13 protein-coding genes are annotated in these 15,298 nt (G+C 70.5%); 3 read left to right on the plus strand and 10 right to left on the minus strand.

Going from position 1 to position 15,298, the window contains the following annotated elements; translation table 11 throughout:
• The first annotated feature begins 130 nt into the window (after positions 1 to 130).
• The 3 genes from MUY22_RS01035 to MUY22_RS01045 are packed head-to-tail and all read left to right on the plus strand — an operon-like array spanning position 131 to position 3,803.
• A complete protein-coding gene (locus MUY22_RS01035) occupies positions 131 to 1,141 on the plus strand; it encodes an acetylserotonin O-methyltransferase (protein ID WP_247063557.1) in 1,011 nt (336 codons plus the stop codon).
• A gap of 41 nt (positions 1,142 to 1,182) precedes the next feature.
• Positions 1,183 to 2,553: an MFS transporter gene (locus MUY22_RS01040; RefSeq protein WP_247056011.1), complete on the plus strand. Its 1,371-nt coding sequence runs from the start codon at positions 1,183 to 1,185 to the stop codon at positions 2,551 to 2,553.
• Complete coding sequence (locus MUY22_RS01045; RefSeq protein ID WP_247056013.1) at positions 2,550 to 3,803, plus strand: cation:proton antiporter; 1,254 nt, start codon at positions 2,550 to 2,552, stop codon at positions 3,801 to 3,803. The genes MUY22_RS01040 and MUY22_RS01045 overlap by 4 nt, the downstream gene beginning before the upstream one ends.
• Here the strand turns inward: MUY22_RS01045 and MUY22_RS01050 are convergent.
• The 10 genes from MUY22_RS01050 to eccD all read right to left on the minus strand — a co-directional run bounded on the left by MUY22_RS01050 (position 3,791) and on the right by eccD (position 15,175).
• Positions 3,791 to 4,921, minus strand: a complete 1,131-nt coding sequence (locus tag MUY22_RS01050) for a WXG100 family type VII secretion target (protein ID WP_247056015.1) — start codon at positions 4,919 to 4,921, stop codon at positions 3,791 to 3,793. The genes MUY22_RS01045 and MUY22_RS01050 overlap by 13 nt on opposite strands.
• Entirely contained in the window at positions 4,908 to 6,218 is a 1,311-nt protein-coding gene (locus MUY22_RS01055) for a cation:dicarboxylate symporter family transporter (protein ID WP_247056017.1), read from the minus strand. The genes MUY22_RS01050 and MUY22_RS01055 overlap by 14 nt, the downstream gene beginning before the upstream one ends.
• 68 nt (positions 6,219 to 6,286) lie before the next feature.
• Positions 6,287 to 7,039, minus strand: coding sequence for a type VII secretion system-associated protein (locus MUY22_RS01060; RefSeq protein WP_247056019.1), 753 nt, complete (start codon positions 7,037 to 7,039; stop codon positions 6,287 to 6,289).
• Complete coding sequence (locus MUY22_RS01065) at positions 7,039 to 8,688, minus strand: WXG100 family type VII secretion target (RefSeq protein ID WP_247056021.1); 1,650 nt, start codon at positions 8,686 to 8,688, stop codon at positions 7,039 to 7,041. Before MUY22_RS01065 ends, MUY22_RS01060 begins: the two co-directional genes overlap by 1 nt.
• 3 nt (positions 8,689 to 8,691) lie before the next feature.
• Entirely contained in the window at positions 8,692 to 10,986 is a 2,295-nt protein-coding gene (locus MUY22_RS01070) for a hypothetical protein (RefSeq protein WP_247056023.1), read from the minus strand.
• Positions 10,987 to 11,058: 72 nt separating this feature from the next.
• On the minus strand, positions 11,059 to 11,484 hold the full coding sequence (locus tag MUY22_RS01075; protein WP_247056025.1) for a hypothetical protein: 426 nt from the start codon (positions 11,482 to 11,484) through the stop codon (positions 11,059 to 11,061).
• A 92-nt stretch (positions 11,485 to 11,576) separates the two neighbouring features.
• Positions 11,577 to 11,870, minus strand: coding sequence for a WXG100 family type VII secretion target (locus tag MUY22_RS01080; protein WP_247056027.1), 294 nt, complete (start codon positions 11,868 to 11,870; stop codon positions 11,577 to 11,579).
• Positions 11,871 to 11,921: 51 nt separating this feature from the next.
• Positions 11,922 to 12,254, minus strand: a complete 333-nt coding sequence (locus MUY22_RS01085) for a hypothetical protein (protein ID WP_247056029.1) — start codon at positions 12,252 to 12,254, stop codon at positions 11,922 to 11,924.
• Between the two features lie 162 nt (positions 12,255 to 12,416).
• The gene (gene eccB, locus MUY22_RS01090) at positions 12,417 to 13,814 is read right to left on the minus strand and encodes a type VII secretion protein EccB (protein ID WP_247056031.1); all 1,398 of its coding nucleotides are present in this window, start codon (positions 13,812 to 13,814) and stop codon (positions 12,417 to 12,419) included.
• A complete protein-coding gene (gene eccD, locus MUY22_RS01095) occupies positions 13,814 to 15,175 on the minus strand; it encodes a type VII secretion integral membrane protein EccD (protein WP_247056033.1) in 1,362 nt (453 codons plus the stop codon). Before eccD ends, eccB begins: the two co-directional genes overlap by 1 nt.
• Positions 15,176 to 15,298: the final 123 nt, after the last annotated feature.

A 15,298-nucleotide genomic window follows, 5' to 3' on the forward strand; every position in this document is an offset into this window, starting at 1 on the left:
AGCTGCGAGAACACCGTTGACACGTGCCACTCGAGGTTGTTATTCCGCTGGTTGTCAAACAAAACAGTCGCGGAGGTGTCCATTGCTCGACCGAAGCACTGAACCACTCGGATCGACCGCCGTGCTCGAGATGCGCACGATGCTCTACGGCCAGCTGATTTCCCGTGGTCTCGTGGCCGTCGCCGAACTGGGCATCGCGGAATTGCTCGCGCCGGGACCGCGAACCGTGCGGGACATCGCGGGCGAACTCGGGACCCATGAGCAGGCAACACGTCGCCTGCTCGAAGGCCTCACCACCTTCGGCGTTTTCGAAAGCACCGGTGACGACGCCTACGGCCTCACCGGCCTCGGTACCGCGCTGTGCGCCGACACACCCGGGACCGCGGCGCCGACCGCGCTGCTGCTCGGCCTGGGCGTCGGTCAGGCCTGGGCCGAGCTCACCTCGGCCGTGCGCACGGGAAAATCGGCGTTCGCGGAGGTGTTCGGCGAACCTTTCTTCGACCACCTCACTGACGGAGAAGAGATCCGGGCGATCTTCCACCGGTCACAGGCCGCGGCGGTCACGGCGGAACTGGCCGGGCTCGCCGAGCACGTCACGCAGGGTGGGTATCGCCGGCTCGTCGACGTCGGGGGCGGTGACGGAACGGTCCTCTGCGCCATCCTGGCCCGGTCGGAGTCCGCCGGCGGGATCGTGTTCGACGCCCCCGCGGTCGCCGCGCAAGCGGCTTCGACGATCGCACGGGCCCAGCTGACCGGGAGGTGTAACGCCCAGGGCGGCGACTTCTTCGACCAGGTGCCCGCGGGCGGGGACCTGTACCTGCTGTCCCGGGTGGTCCACGACTGGAGCGACGAAGACGTCACCCGGATCCTGGGCACCTGCCGCGCGGCCATGGGCGGTGACGCGACGTTGATGATCGTCGACTACGTCCTCGGCGACGGCGCCGAGCGGATGGGCGCGATCATGGATCTGTACATGATGTCCCTCTTCGGCGCCGACGGCGGGCGCGAACGTACGCTCGCCGAGTTCACCCGGCTGCTCGAAGGCGCGGGTTTCACCCTCACCGGGCACCGCACGCTCGATAGCGGCATGGGAGTGCTGGAGGCCCGCCCGGCCATCGGAACCGGCGAGAGCACGCCTTGACGGCCGCGCCGACCGTGACCCATCGCCGGGCCAGGCACCGGGTGCGGGTTCCGCTCGGGGATCAGCTCCTGCTGGTCGCGGCGTGCGGGGCGTACCTGCTCGTGATGATGGACTACTCCGTCATCAACGTCTCCCTCCACACCATCCAGTTGCGGTTCGGCGTAACCACGGCCGGGCTGCAGTGGACGGTCAACGCCTACGAAATCCTTTTCGGGACGCTGATCCTGCCCGCGGGCTTCCTGGCCGACCGCTACGGACACCGGCGTGTCCTGCTGGGCGGTCTGCTGCTCTTCGCGCTGGCGTCCGCCGGCATCGCGCTGAGCCGCGGCATCGGGGACCTGATCGCCTGGCGCGCCGTGATGGGGATCGGTGGTGCGGCCATCCCGGCCACGACATTGGCCCTCGTCAAGAACGGTCCTTCGACGGCCCGGACCGGCCGGACGATCGGCGTCTGGGCGGCGATGCCCGGGGCGTCGTTCGCGCTGGGTCCCGTGCTCGGCGGCGCGCTCGCCGGTTCGGGAGCCTGGTGGGCACCGTTCCTGGTCAACATCCCCGTCGCACTCGGCTGCGCGCTGATCGTCGCCTGGCGCGGGACGGACCCCGTGCGAGCCCGGACCACCCGGCTCGACTGGCACGGAGTACTGCTGGTGATCGGTTGCTGCGGCACTCTGCTGCTCGGGATGAGCCGGGCGGGTGGTCCGGAAGGCTGGTCGGATCCCGCCGTCGCCGGCTTTCTCGGCACGAGTGCCGCGCTCGCGGCCTGGCTCATCAGGACTTCGGCGAAACACCAGAGCCCCGTGCTCGACTTACCCCTCTTTCGCGACCGGGCGTTCGCTGCGGGCACGGCCGCCATCTCGCTCATCTTCTTCGCCCTCTCGGGAGCGATCTTCCTCATCCCCACCTACCTGCAGGTCCTGCGCGGCGAGACCGCACTGGACGCCGGGCTGACGATGGTCTCGCTCGCCGTCGGATCCATGGCCGCATCGGCGGCCGCCGGGGCCGTCCAGGCGGTGGCCGGCCGGCGCGTGACCGGCACGTCGGGAATGCTCGCCATCCTGGCCGGGCTGGCCGGTTTCGCGGTCATGGGGGAAACCACGCCGGCCCCGTGGGCGTGGTGCTGGTTCGCGCTCATGGGGATCGGGCTCGGGCTGGTCAGCGCCGTCAGCACCCCCCTGGCCATGTCGTCGGTGGCCCCGGACCGGGCCGGCACCGCGGCGGGCAGCACCACTTTGGTCAGGACGACCAGTTCGGCGATCAGCGTCGCGCTGCTCGGCACCCTCTGCTCGTTCGCCGGCGGGGCCGACGTCGCGGTGCTCGGAGAATTCCGCACGGCCATGTGGATCGCGGCGGGTGCGGCTTCGGCGGGCGCGCTCGTGACCGTCTTCTTCTTTCCCCGGAAAGGATCATCATGACCGCTTTCTGGATCGTCCTCGCGATCGTCGTCGCTCTCCTCGCCGGCTGGGCCGGCCGCAAGGCCGCACGGTGGCTGAGACTTCCTTCGGTGATCGGCGAAATCTGCGTCGGCCTCGTCCTCGGCCCGGCGGTGATCGCGCTGACCGGGTGGCGCGGGAGCGGCACCCCGATGGACGGGATCCGCACCGTGCTCACGCTGGCGGGCAAGGGCGCGGTCATCCTCTACCTCACCTGCCTGGTGCAGGACTTGCGCGCCTCGTTGAGCTCGAAGCACCGGGCCGAGACGGCGCGGGTGACGACGGCCTCGGTGCTGGTCTCGTTCGCCACCGGGATCGCGCTGGCGGGGATCGTGGTCCTCGACGGCTCGCCGGCGCTGCGCGGGACCGCCCCCTCCGGCGCCTTCACGCTCTACCTGGCGATCGCGATGGGCGTGACCGCGGTACCGGTGCTGGCCCGGATCATCACCGAACGCGGGATGACCGGCACCAAGGTCGGCAGCCTGTCCCTCACGGCCGCGATCGTCACCGACGCCCTCGCCTGGCTCCTGCTCGCCGTGGCCCTCGGGCTGAACAGCGGCCGGCCCGGCGGTTTCCTCGTCGCCGCGGCGACCGCCGCCGGCGGCGCGGTCCTGGCCTGGGGCGGCAGGTCCGCCACCGCGCGGTGGTCGTCGTGGAGTGGCCGGCACCCGCGGCTCGCGACGGCGTCGGTGATCGTGGCCGCTCTCGCCGTCGGGTTCACTTCCGAGCACCTGGGGCTGACCGTCATCTTCGGCGCCACCCTCGTCGGACTGGCACTGCCTCCACGCGGGGCGTCGGCGTGGGACGGCGCGATCGAGTCGACCACGAAGCTCGCGAAACCGTTGCTGCCCCTGTTCTTCATCAGCACCGGTCTGACCGTTTTCGCCACCGGGATCGGGACGGTGCCCTGGGGGATCACGGCCGCCGCGGTGGGATTGGGCGTGCTGGGCAAGTTCGGCGGCGGGTACCTCGGCGGCCGGGCCGGCGGGCAGTCACGGTCCGACTCCGCGCGGATCGGGGCCATGATGAACACCAGGGGCCTCACGGAGATGATCATCCTGCAGGCCGGTCACCAGGCGGGCATCCTCACCACGGGCCTGTTCCTGGCGCTGCTGCTGATGGCACTGGCCACCACCGCGCTGACCGGGCCACTGCTGGCACTGCTGGATCGCACGGAGGTCCGCCGGCCGCGGATCGCCGGCGAACTCCACAAGGCCGGTCAGGGTGACTGACCGTCGCCGGCCTGCTCGTCCGACTCCGCCCAGGCGGCTTCCGCCTGCTCGCGGATGTCGGTCAGCTGGCGGCCGAGCGTGATGGCCGCCTTGTCCGCGAGACCGACGTAGTTCAGGCTGCTCTTGGCGTCGCTCATGGTCTTGGCGATCCGGAAGTACTCCGGGTGGTGTTCCCGGAGCCAGTTCTCGACGAACCTCGACTTCGTCCGCGCGTCGGCGAAACCGTGGCCGTTGAGCCAGCGCTCATGGGTCTTCAGCACCGGCACCTCGAACTTGCGCAACGGCGAGACGACCGGGGGCACCGCCGGGACCGGCACGCTGTCGTAGTGCTGGTACTCCTGGAGCCAATCGCGGTAGACCACAGCGTCGTCGCGACGCGCGCCGGACGCGGTCAGCCTCTCCAAGCGGTGGGCCGCGCGCTCGCTCAGGCCGCGGGCCTTGGTGACCTTCGACAGCATCCGGACCGTCGCCGTGACCGCGCACGCGATGCAGCGGATGGTCCCGACGACGATCGACGCGCCGAACGTCAGGGACGCCGTGGCCAGCGCGACGACCATGATCGCCAGGATCTCGCCGATCACCGAGGCGATGATGTCGCGGATGAGGGCGCGCAGCGCGGCGATGACCGCCATCGTCGTCTCGACCACGTACCCGGCCGTGTCGAGCGCTTCACCGGATTTGCCCATGCGGTCGAGCAGGCTGTCCGTGGTGTGGGTGAAGGATTCCGCCGCTTCCCCCTGCCACTCGTCGGTGACCCGCCGGGTTCGGGCGGTCAGGTCGGCCGCGGCGTTGCGCACGTTCTCGGCCTGCTTGTGCAGTTGTTCGGCCATCAGCCGGATTTCGGGTGGGTTGCCGGCGAGCATGTCCAACGGAATCCGCAGGAAGTGGACGTGCTCGATCAGCCAGCCCACGCCCGCGGCGAACAGCTTGCCCAGCGGATCGAGCGCCACCGACGCGACGTCCAGGACGAGCGTGCCCGCGGCGATGCCGATCTGGGCGGCGACCACCGTCCGGTCGTGGTCCTGCTCGTTCCGGATGCTGCTCGCGAGGAAGTTGCCGGTGTCGATGATCCCGGCGCCCGTCGCCCAGTTGGACTCATCGAGGTCAAGCTGGCTCATGCGCGTATTCCTCGAAGGGTTCTTGCCCGGCGAAGACCCGCTCTGCCTTCTCCCGGTCGAACTCCTTGGTCCAGTTTCCGATGAGGACGGTCGCGACGGCGTTGCCGGCGAAGTTCGTCAGCGCGCGGGCCTCCGACATGAACCGGTCGATGCCGAGGATGAACCCGACGCCGTTGACCAGCTCCGGCCGGTGCGACTGCAGACCGGAAGCCAGCGTCGCGATCCCGGATCCACTGACCCCCGCCGCACCCTTCGCGGCGAGAATCATGAACGCCAGCAAACCGATCTGCGAACCGAGTGACAAGGGTTCGTCCTGCGCCGACGCGATGAACAGCGTCGCCATGGTCAGGTAGATCGCCGTGCCGTCCAGGTTGAACGAATAGCCCGTGGGCACCGTGATGCCGACGACGGACTTGCCAACGCCCAGGTGTTCCATCTTCGCGATCAGCCGCGGCAGCGCCGACTCCGAGGACGACGTCGAGAGGATCAGCAGGAACTCGCGGCCGAGGTAGCGCAGCAGGTTCCAGATGAACACCCGGGCGCCGAGCCACAGCACGATCCCGAGGATCACGAACACGAAGATCAGGCAGGTGGCGTAGAAGCCGATCATGATCACGGCGAGGCTCTTCAGCGCGGCCCAGCCGGTCGCGCCGACCACCGCGGCGATGGCGCCGAACGCGCCGATCGGGGCGGCCCACATGATCATGGACAGGACGCGGAAGACCAGACGCTGGATGTGCTCGATGCCGCGCAGGATCGGGGCGCCCTTGGGGCCCAGCTTCTGCAGCGCGAACCCGACGAACAGCGCGACCAGCAGCGCCTGCAGGACTTCGCCGTCGGTGAAGGCGGAGACGAAGGTCTTGGGGATGATGCCGAGCAGGAAGTCGACCGGGCCTTCGGCGCCGGTGGCGGACTTCTGGACGCTCTTCACGTCGGCGGGGTTGAGGTGCAGGCCGGTGCCCGGGTGCAGGATGTTGCCGACGACCAGGCCGATCGCCAGGGCGAAGGTCGACATGATGATGAAGTAGAACAGCGCCATCAGTCCGACTTTGCCGACCTTGGCCGCTTTCGCGACGGAGCCGACGCCGATGACGATGGTGCAGAAGATGATCGGCGTGATCATCATCTTGATCAGGTTGACGAAGCCGTCACCGAGGGGCTTGAGGCCCTTGGCGAAGCCGGGGAAGAGGAAACCCACCAGGATCCCGAGGGCCACCGCGACGATCACGGCCAGGTACAGGTAGTGGGTCTTGTCCCGCTTGCGCGGGGTCTCCTCGGTTGTCGGTGGGGTCGGCACCGTTGCCTCCAGCTCAGGGGTGGTTCGGGGAGTAGCGGCGACGGATCGGTCTCCGCGGCGGAAAGCCGTCAGGCCGTGGCGCCCCGCCGGTCGTCCGGTTCCTTGCCGCTCACCGGTGGTTCCAGGTCGTACGCCGGCGAATCCGGCGAGCCGTCCCAGAGCGCGGCCTCGTCCAGCGGCTCCTCCTCTTCTTCCTCCTGGTCCGGTGCCGGTTCCCAGGTGGCCGTCTTGAACTCGGCGGCCGACGAGAAGCTCTGGTGGATCGCGGCCAGCTCGTCTTCGGTCAGCTCGGCCGTCAGCCGGAGGAAGTCGCCGGTCAGCCGGACCGAGGCCGGGCCACCCGGGTTGAACAGCACGTCGAGGTCGGTGCCGATCAGCTCGACCAGGCCGGCGAGGTCGGTCCGGTGCCATTCCGGCGACATGAGCCGGGCCCGGTGCGGTTCGCCGGTCGTCACCACGGCGCACAGGAGGTTGTCCGGCGACTTCGTCACCAGCGGCCTGCCGTCGCCGTTCATCGCCACGTCGAGCAGGGTGCCGGACAGCATCGCCTGCAGCTGCTCGGTGCCGGCTTCGCCGCGGACCATGAGCCGCAGCACCGCGTCCAGCGGGTCCGACGGCGAGTTCTCGTCGGACGGAACGTAGTCGGGATTCCCGCGGAACTTGCCGACTTGGCCGTCGTCTTCCACCGGCCACAGCCCGACGACGGCCTCGAGCGGCGGTTCTTCGTCCTCCGCCGAGGGTTCCCAGGACGGGTCCAGCAGGAGCAGCCAGTTTTCCTCCGGGGCCTCGACGTCCACGATCTCTTCGGTTTCCGTGCTCATCAGCTCTCCTTCCTTCGCTCATCGGACCTGGCCAGTGCCGCCCAGGCCGGCACTTCGTCGTCGAAGCCGGGATCGGCCCGCTCCGCGGGCAGCACGTCTTCGGTGCGCGGCCGCCGGCCCACCACGGCGGAACCCTGACCTGAGTCCCAGACATCACGACCGGGACCGAACGGCGTGTCCGGCTGCCGTGGGCCCGGCGTCGGCTGGTTCATCCCGCCCATGCCGCCCATGCCCGCGCCCCCCAGGCCCGCCGGTGGCGCGGCGCCGGAACCGGCCGGGCCGCCGGCCGGCTGCTGGCCCCCGGCCGGCGCGGAAGCCGGGGCCGGGCGGGACGTCGTGTCGAGCGGGCTCACGGGTGGCACCGCCGTGTGGGCGGTGCCGCCGGTCGCCGGCGCTGTGCTGGACAGCGGCACAGCCGCCGTGACCGACGGCGAACTGCTCGCGGCGGCCGCGGGAACGCTCACGAAGGCGGCACCCGCCGCACCGCCACCGATCACCGGTAGCGCCGCGGTGGCCACCGTCGCCGGCGCACCGGCGGCCGACGTCGCGGCACCTGACGTGGTCGCCGCGCCGGTCGTCGCCGTGGTCGCCACGGCGTCGGCTGTCGCGGTCGTGGGTACCGCAGCCACGGCCGGAGCCGGCTCCGCCACCGTGGCCGGCTGCGAAACGCTCACGGTCTCGAACCCCTGCGACACCGTCGACGCCGAGCCGGCGGCTTCGGGAGCCGCAGCTTCGGCGGCCTGGGTGCCGACGAGCGACCGCGAGTCCCTGGTCCGTTTCCGGTCCTTCGCCGGCCTCCCCAGCATGCCGAAGCCCGCGAAGCCTTCTTCACCCCCGGCCGCCGTGGCGTCCAGGGCCGACGGTACGGCTTGGGGCGCCGCTCGCGCCGTGCCTCGGCCCAGGACCGCGGGGACGCCCCGGAACAGCGCACCGTTCGGGGTGCCCGCCGCCCCCGGACCGCCGCCGAACGCGGCAGCCGTGCTCCCCCGGCCACCGAGGACGCCGTCCGGCGAGCCGGGCCCTCCGGTATCCACAGTGGACTGCGTCGACGAGGCCGCGAACCCGGCGCCGGTCCGCATCGGATGCCCGGCAGGCATCCCGGGAGTGGTGGACTGGTCCGCCGCCGTACTCACCGGCCCGGCCGTGCCGACGGACGCGCCGGCCGCCGCGCCCGGTAACGCCCGGACCGACTCCGGCAGGGACGGCATGCTGCCGCCGAGTTCCTGGTACGCGGTCATCAGGTCGCGGATGACCTGCAAAGCGGGCTGGTTGTCCTGGTCGTGGTCCGGTTGCGCCCGAAGGTCGCGGAAGCGCTGCTGCGCGGCGGCGAGGGCGTCGCCGGCCCGGTGCAGCAACGCGCCGTAGCCCGGGCTCTCCATCGACTGCAGGGTCTGCTCGATGCTGCCGTTCAGCTTGCCGGAGACCTCGTCGAAGGCGTCGGCGATCTCGCCCTCCCACAGTTCGCCGAGGCGCCGGGACTCCCGCTGCAACCCGGCTTGCACGTCCAGCATGCGCGACAGCGCGGTGTCGAAGGCCGGCGCGCGGTCGTGGAACACGTCCGGGCTCACCTCCTCGACCAGCTGGGCGAGCTGGTCGAAGGTGAGGCCGGCGAGTGCGGGGTCGTCGATCGCCGGTGCGGGTTCGGTCATGGGTCAGTCCCGGCCCAGCACGGAGTGGTGCGGCGGGCCGTCGTGGTCCTGATCGCCCCAGGCGCCCTGCTCGGCCTGCAGCCAGATCTGCGGCTCCCGTTCCTTGTTCTCCCCTTGGGCACCACCCATGCCGCCCATGCCGCCGCCCATGCCGCCCATCGGCATGCCGCCGGCCTGCTGGGCGAGCGCGTTCGCGTCGGGCACGCCGGACGCCGGGGTGGCCGTAGCCGCGGCGACCGGGGCCGGCACGCCGCCCTGCCCCGGCTGGGTGTCGAACTGGCCCAGCGGTACCTCGGACGCCGCCGGGGTGAGGGAGCCGCCCCCGCCGGTGGTGACGCTCCCGCCGCCCGAGCTCCCGCTGCCGGGGTCGAACGACGCTCCCGAGCTGTCCAGGCCCGCCGAGCCCGCGGCCGCCGCACCGGCGTCCGCGCTCTGGTCTCCGGCGCCGAGGAACTGCTGCAGGGAGTCCCCGCTGCCGAGCCCGTCGATGGCGTTGTCCACGGCCGTCTTGGCATCGGCCAGGGCCTGGGTCTCCGCCGGGGAGTCACCGGGCTGACCGAGCGCGTCGATGGCCTGGTCGGCGGCGGCCTTGGCGTCGTCCAGCGCGTGCTGCCGCGGGGTGTCGGCACCCGAGTTGATCGCGTCCATCGCCGCTTGCTTCGCGTCCTCGAGGCTCTGTTTCGCGGCCGGGTCGTCGGTCTGACCGGCCAGGTCGTCGATCGCCTTGCCGGCCGCGTCGCCGAGCTGCTGCGGATCGGTCACGCCGTCGGCCGCGGCGTCGTCGATCGCTTTCTGCGCGGCTTGCTTGGCCTGGTCGAGCGCCTGCTGCTGAGCGGGGGAATCGGACGGCTTCGCGACGCCGTCGATCGCCTGACCCGCGGCGTCCTTCGCCGCCGCGGCCGGGTCGCCGGACGCCTCACCGTCCGGGCCGCTCGACTCGGTGGCCGGCTGGCCGGTGGAAAGGCCGTCGATCGCGTCGTCCGCGGCCTGCTTCGCGTCGTCGAGAGCTTTCTTGCGCTTGGCGTCGTCGCCGGAACCCGAGCCGGAGCCCGACCCGCCACCACTCGTCGTGGGCACCCCGCCACCGGCTCCACTGCCGTCACTGCCCGTACCGCTACCGTCGGCGCCCGTCCCGCTGCCATCGGAGCCACTGCCGCCGGAGCCGCTGCCGTCGCTGCCCGTGCCACTGCCGTCCGAACCGGACAGATCGTCGATCGCGTCGTTCGCGGCCTGCTTGGCGTCGTCCAGGGCCTGCTGGTCGTCTTGACCGGAGTCCGCGGCACCGGAATCGGTGCCCTCGCTGCCGGACTGGGGATCCGCGCTCCCGGAAGCCGGGTCGGTGCTGCCGGAGGCTGGGTCGGTGCTACCGGAAGCCGGGTCCGCGGCCGTATCGGAGGCGGGGTCTGCCGTCCCGTCGCCGGCGGCTGCGTCGAGGTCGGCCGCCGCATCGTCGGCGGTCTGCTTTGCCTGGCCCGCCTCCTCGTCGGTGCGCGGGACATCCCCGGCACCGGCCGTCGCCGGCTCGCCGGGGATCGCCGGTGTGTACTCGTCGCCCGGCAACCGGTCGGACCCGGCGTACGACGAAGTGGAGGTGACGCCGGTGCCGGGCTGGGCGTGCCCGTCGATGATGTGGATCGGGGCCAGGTCGTGACCGCGGTTCTGGATCTGCCCGGAGAGCGCGTTGAGAGCACCCTGGAGCTCCTTGAGCAGTTCCGCCTCGGAGTCCTTGTTCAGCTTGTCCAAGGCCTTCTGGTAGTCGGTCGCGGCGGCGTCTGCGGCCTGAGTGGTCGTAGCGGCGTCGGCTTGGGCCTTGCCCGCGTCCCACAGCTTTTGGTTGGCGTCCTGCCACTTCTTGTCCGCCGCGTCGAAGATGTCCCACCAGCCGGCCGCGAACGCCTGGATGGCGTGCCCGACGTTGCCGATCGCCGTCGGGTACTTCCCGTTCAGGGAGTCGTAGAGTTCCTCGCTCTGCTTGAGCACACCCGTCGCGTAGTCCTGGAACGCGTCGCCCGCTTCGCCGCTCAGTGAGTCCCGCAGCGCTTTGACCTCAGTCGCCATGGCGTCGTTGGCCTCGCCGATCCGCTTGACCGCGGCGTCGAGGTCACTTTGCAGGTCGTACCAGGCCTCGGCGACGCTCGAGTGGGACAGACCGGCCTTGGCCCCATCACTGTTGTAGACGAGGTCGTTCGTCGCTTTCTCGATGTCATCGAGGTTCTGGTACTGAGAAGCGTCAAAGCCGGGGGACGATTCATCGTGCGCGCCGACGAGGAAGGAGCCGGAGCCGGACGGATCTGTCATGACAGGACTTCCTTAGCGAAACGGTGGCGGCTGACCAGTTCTGTTCAAGGCAGTCGCTGCTGTCCCAGCGGGTCAGGCCGGGGTGGCGGCGTCGTTGTAGCCGTCCCCGTCGTCCGGGGTGGCCGTGCCGGAGAAGTTGTGCTGGGTGGCTTCGGTGTTCTTGTCGAAGGCGGCGATCTCACCCGAGACCTTCGCGTCCAGCCCGGTGATGCTCTGTTTGATCTTCGCGGCGTTGTCGCCGTCGGTGTTCTGGAAGTTGTCCGCTATCGACACCAGCGTCGACTTCAGATCGTCCAAAGTGGTCTTCAGGTGTTCTCCATGGGCCACGACGCCGTTGCGGCGGTCGTCCACGATCCGCTCCAGCCACTGGGCCGTCGCGAACTTGCCCGCGTTCGGCCACTGCGGCTTCAGCGCGTCGAACGCGCTCATGTCGTCCATGATCTTGCCCAGGTTGTTCGCCGACGCCTTGATCGCGTCCGGGTTGAAGTTCGTCGACACGACAACTCCTCACATCGAAGAAAAGACACAGTAAGCAGGCCGGCGGTGGGGCACCGCCCGGCGGGCGGTGCCCCACCCGGCCCGCACCAACGTCAACCGTTCAGCTGAGCGGCGCCCTTCTGATCCTGGAGACGCATGTTCTCCGCGCCCTCCCCCAGCGACTTCTGCAGGTCCGTCAGAATCTGCTCGTGCGTGTGCAGGTCGTTGGTCAGCTGGTTGGCCTGCTCGTCGTAGGCACCCGCCGACGTGCCCGTCCAGCCCTGCAGGATGCCGTGGACGTCCGCCTTCATCTGGTCGGCCTGCGCGATGATGGATTCGGCCTTCGACTTCATGTTGTTGACACAAAGGTCGATGGTCGGATAGTCGTATGTGATCTCGTCAGACATTGCCACTCCGTTTCAAGAATTAATGGACCGCCGGTCAGCCGCGAGTAATCGTCAGTTTCCGCCGAGGAAGCCGCCGACTTCGGGCGAGAACTTCGCGAGCTTGCTCCCGTGCTCCTCGTCCGCGGCCGCCTGGTTCCCCGACACCTTGACGATCAGGTCCGACATCGCGTCGATGCGCCCCAGAACCTGACCGCGGACCGACTCCACCCAGTTGTCGAAGGTCGTGCTCAGGGCCCTGGTCATCGAACTGGGGCTGGACGCCAGGGTGGAGTCGATCTCCGCCTTGAGGGAGTTCAGCTGCTGACTGATGTCGTCAGACGTCTGCTTGTGCTTGGTCGAAACCCTGCCGATTTGTTCCGGGCTGAACTTCGTCGAATCAACCATCTTCGAGATCCTCCTGTGCAATGAAATCCGACAGCGGGTCGCCCCCGGGCGGATGAATTCACCGGTATCCGGCGACAATTCAAGAGTAAAACACTCCGACTCGCGGCCAGCGAAGAAGGAACCACGCCGCCGCACACGGGGGGAGACCCCTTACGAGCACCATCACGCCCCGGTCCCCGAAGCGGCGGCGGTGCTCAAGAGCGGTCCCGCGGGGAATAAGGCCAGCAGCTCCGGGGACACGGTCGTGACTGCCACGTTCCCGTAGCCGAACGCGTCGAGCACGTCGGGGCCCGCTATCGGGTAACGCATGCCGACGTCGGTCACGAGGGAAGTGGGGCCGGGTACGGCCCCGGGCGCGGACTTGGGCGCCACCAGTGCGCCCTTGCCCGCCGGGACCGAAACCCGATCGGCGGCAGTGCCGGCCTGGTGCGGTGCGGCCGGTACCGAAATCCGCTGGACCGTCGCCGACGGCACCAGTTCTTCCTCCGGTTCGCCCGAGGTCCCGAACCGGACGCACGGCTGGACGTCGTCGCGGCCGCTGACGATTTCGGGGGGTTCGGCGGGCAGGCCGGCGCCGAGGTTCGTGGCCGGCGAAGGAATACCGGCCGTCGCGGCGACGCCGACTTCGACCGGTTCCACCGCTGCGCCCGGGTACGCCCGAGCGGTCGCGGGTGCGGACAGCAGCAGCGCGGCGACCGTGCGGTCGAGCGCCACCACGCCGTCTTCCCGGACCAGGTACATCTGGCTGGTGCCCAGCGCCGCGTTCTTCACTTCGTAGATCTGGCCGACGATGCTCTGCCGGCCGCCGATGACCGGACCGGGGCGGCCGATGCCGTCGATCGAGGGCACCGTGAGGTCCGGCCCCTGGGGAATCGGGTTGAGCCAGGCCGTGGACACCGGCGCCGGCCGGATTCCGCCGTACCCCAGCGACGCCAGCACGACCGGATCCGGGACGCGCAACCGGGTTCCGTTCCAGACGAGGTAACCCGTGCCGTCCGGACCGGACACCAGGAACGCCTGCCGATCGGTCATCGTCCCCTCCGCCGGCCGGCCGATCAGCAGGGAGACGACGGGCGCGCTGTTCCCGTCGCCGGCGGGCTGGACGCAGACGGTCCACGCACCGGCGTCGAGATCGGCGGCCGCGGGCAAGGCGTCCGGCGCACTCGCGATGCCGACCGGCTGGCCGACCGGGGTACCGCTCAGCGACGACGCGGAGACGGACGACATCTTGCCCCCGGACCGGGGCGCCAGCAGCCGCGCGGATGAGTAGTTGAGGACCGGCCGCAGCTGGTCGTCGAGGTAGACGTACCGCGCGCCGGTGTCCTTGTCCATCACGAGGTTCCCGGCCTGCCGCCACGAAGTGTCCGTGCCGGGCACGAACAGGCCGAGGATCCCGAAGACCGCCGCCAGCAGCACGGCGATCAGGAAGCCGAAGATCGTGCCGGTGACCATCCGCCGCCCGGGTGCCTGCAGTGCTTCCGGATTGCCGTGCGTCACGGCCGCGGCGAGCCGGCCCACCACGAAGAAGTAGGCCTGAACCTGGTCCTTGCGCGACTTCATCAGCTCACCAGGTTCCGCATGAAGGAGTAGACGTGCAGGACCTGCAGCAGGATCGGCAGGACCGCGATGGCGGTGACCGTTTCGAGGATCTCGACCGTCCGGCCCCAGTACGGCCGCAAGCGCTTGCCGGGCAGCTTTTCCCCGCCGAACAGCAGCAGGCCACTGCCCACGACGACGAACGGGACGACGATCAGCAGCCGCTCGGCCTGGGAAACCCCGGCCGCGACCTGGACCAGGCTCGCCCCCACCCCGGCCGCGGCCGGAACGAGCATCGACCACCGCTCCACCACGCCGCTGGGATGCCGGGAACGCAACAGAAGCAGCGCCGAAGACACCAGGGCGAGCACCAGCCCCCACGTGCCGCCGCCCGCGACGATCATCGGCAGGAGCACCGCCTGCGCCAGGCCGAGCCCGACGTGCAGCGCGATGGAGTAGCCCACGACCGCGGTTCCGCGGTCCAGCACCGTCTCGTGCGGGATCGGCTCGATGTCCTCCGCCAGCTCGTCGGCCCCGGTCGGCAACATCGGCAGGCTGAGCCCCGAAAGCCGGAAGGCCGTGGGGCTCACGAAAATGCCCATGACGAAGGCGACGACCAGGCCCACCGCGGCGGCTTCCGGTGTGCTCGCCGGGCTGAGGGACCCGACCAGCCCGGTGAGCACCGTCACGATCGCCACCACGATCGCGCCCGTGAACAACAAGGCCGCGTCGGCGACGGCGACCAGCCCGGCCGTGAGCGCGAGCAGCGCGCCGGCACCCGCCGCGGTGAACCGGACCATCGGGACCGCGCCCGGCGCGACGACGTCGACCACCAAGGTGGCTGCCAGCACGGCATACGCCGCTCCGGCGCCGGCCAGCACGACCGCGACCCGGGAGTTCGCCGTGCCGCGCGCGACCAGGGCGGCGGCCAGGACGAACACGATCGCGCACACCCCGGACAGCTGCGCCTGGACCGCGCCGGCGCCGGGCCCGGGCAGCAGGTACAGCCCGGACAGCAGCACGGCGACGGCGCCGAGCTCGAACATCCACCGGACCCGGGCCGGCGTCAGCTTGCCCGGGTGCTCGCGCACCCGGTCGCCGACACCGTCGACGAGGTCGTCGTAGTCGATGGCGGCGAGCTGGTCGGCTCTCGGGCGCAGGTACAGGCTTTCGCCGTCGAACACGTTCAGCTGGGCCGGCGACCGGTCTTCGTCGAGCGGCGCCTCACCGAGCCGTTGCACGACCCAGCCCTCGTGTTCCGCACCCTCTTCGACGGTCTCGGCGCCGAACTGGGTCAGGATCGCGGGCAGCAGATCGGCCAGCGGCACCTCGGCGGGCAACGCCAGTTCCGTCACCCGGTCCCCGAGTACGAACCGTAGCCTCACCGCGGTGGTTGTGCGATGCTGTGTCAGCTCTTCCATCAGGTTTCAGGTCCTTCCTGCCAGGGCTAGACCTCAGTCCCGGAACCTAGTGCGACGTGACTTGCGTCCCGTCCCGCCGGGACCGCG

Source organism: Amycolatopsis sp. WQ 127309 (genome assembly GCF_023023025.1).
GTDB lineage: Bacteria > Actinomycetota > Actinomycetes > Mycobacteriales > Pseudonocardiaceae > Amycolatopsis.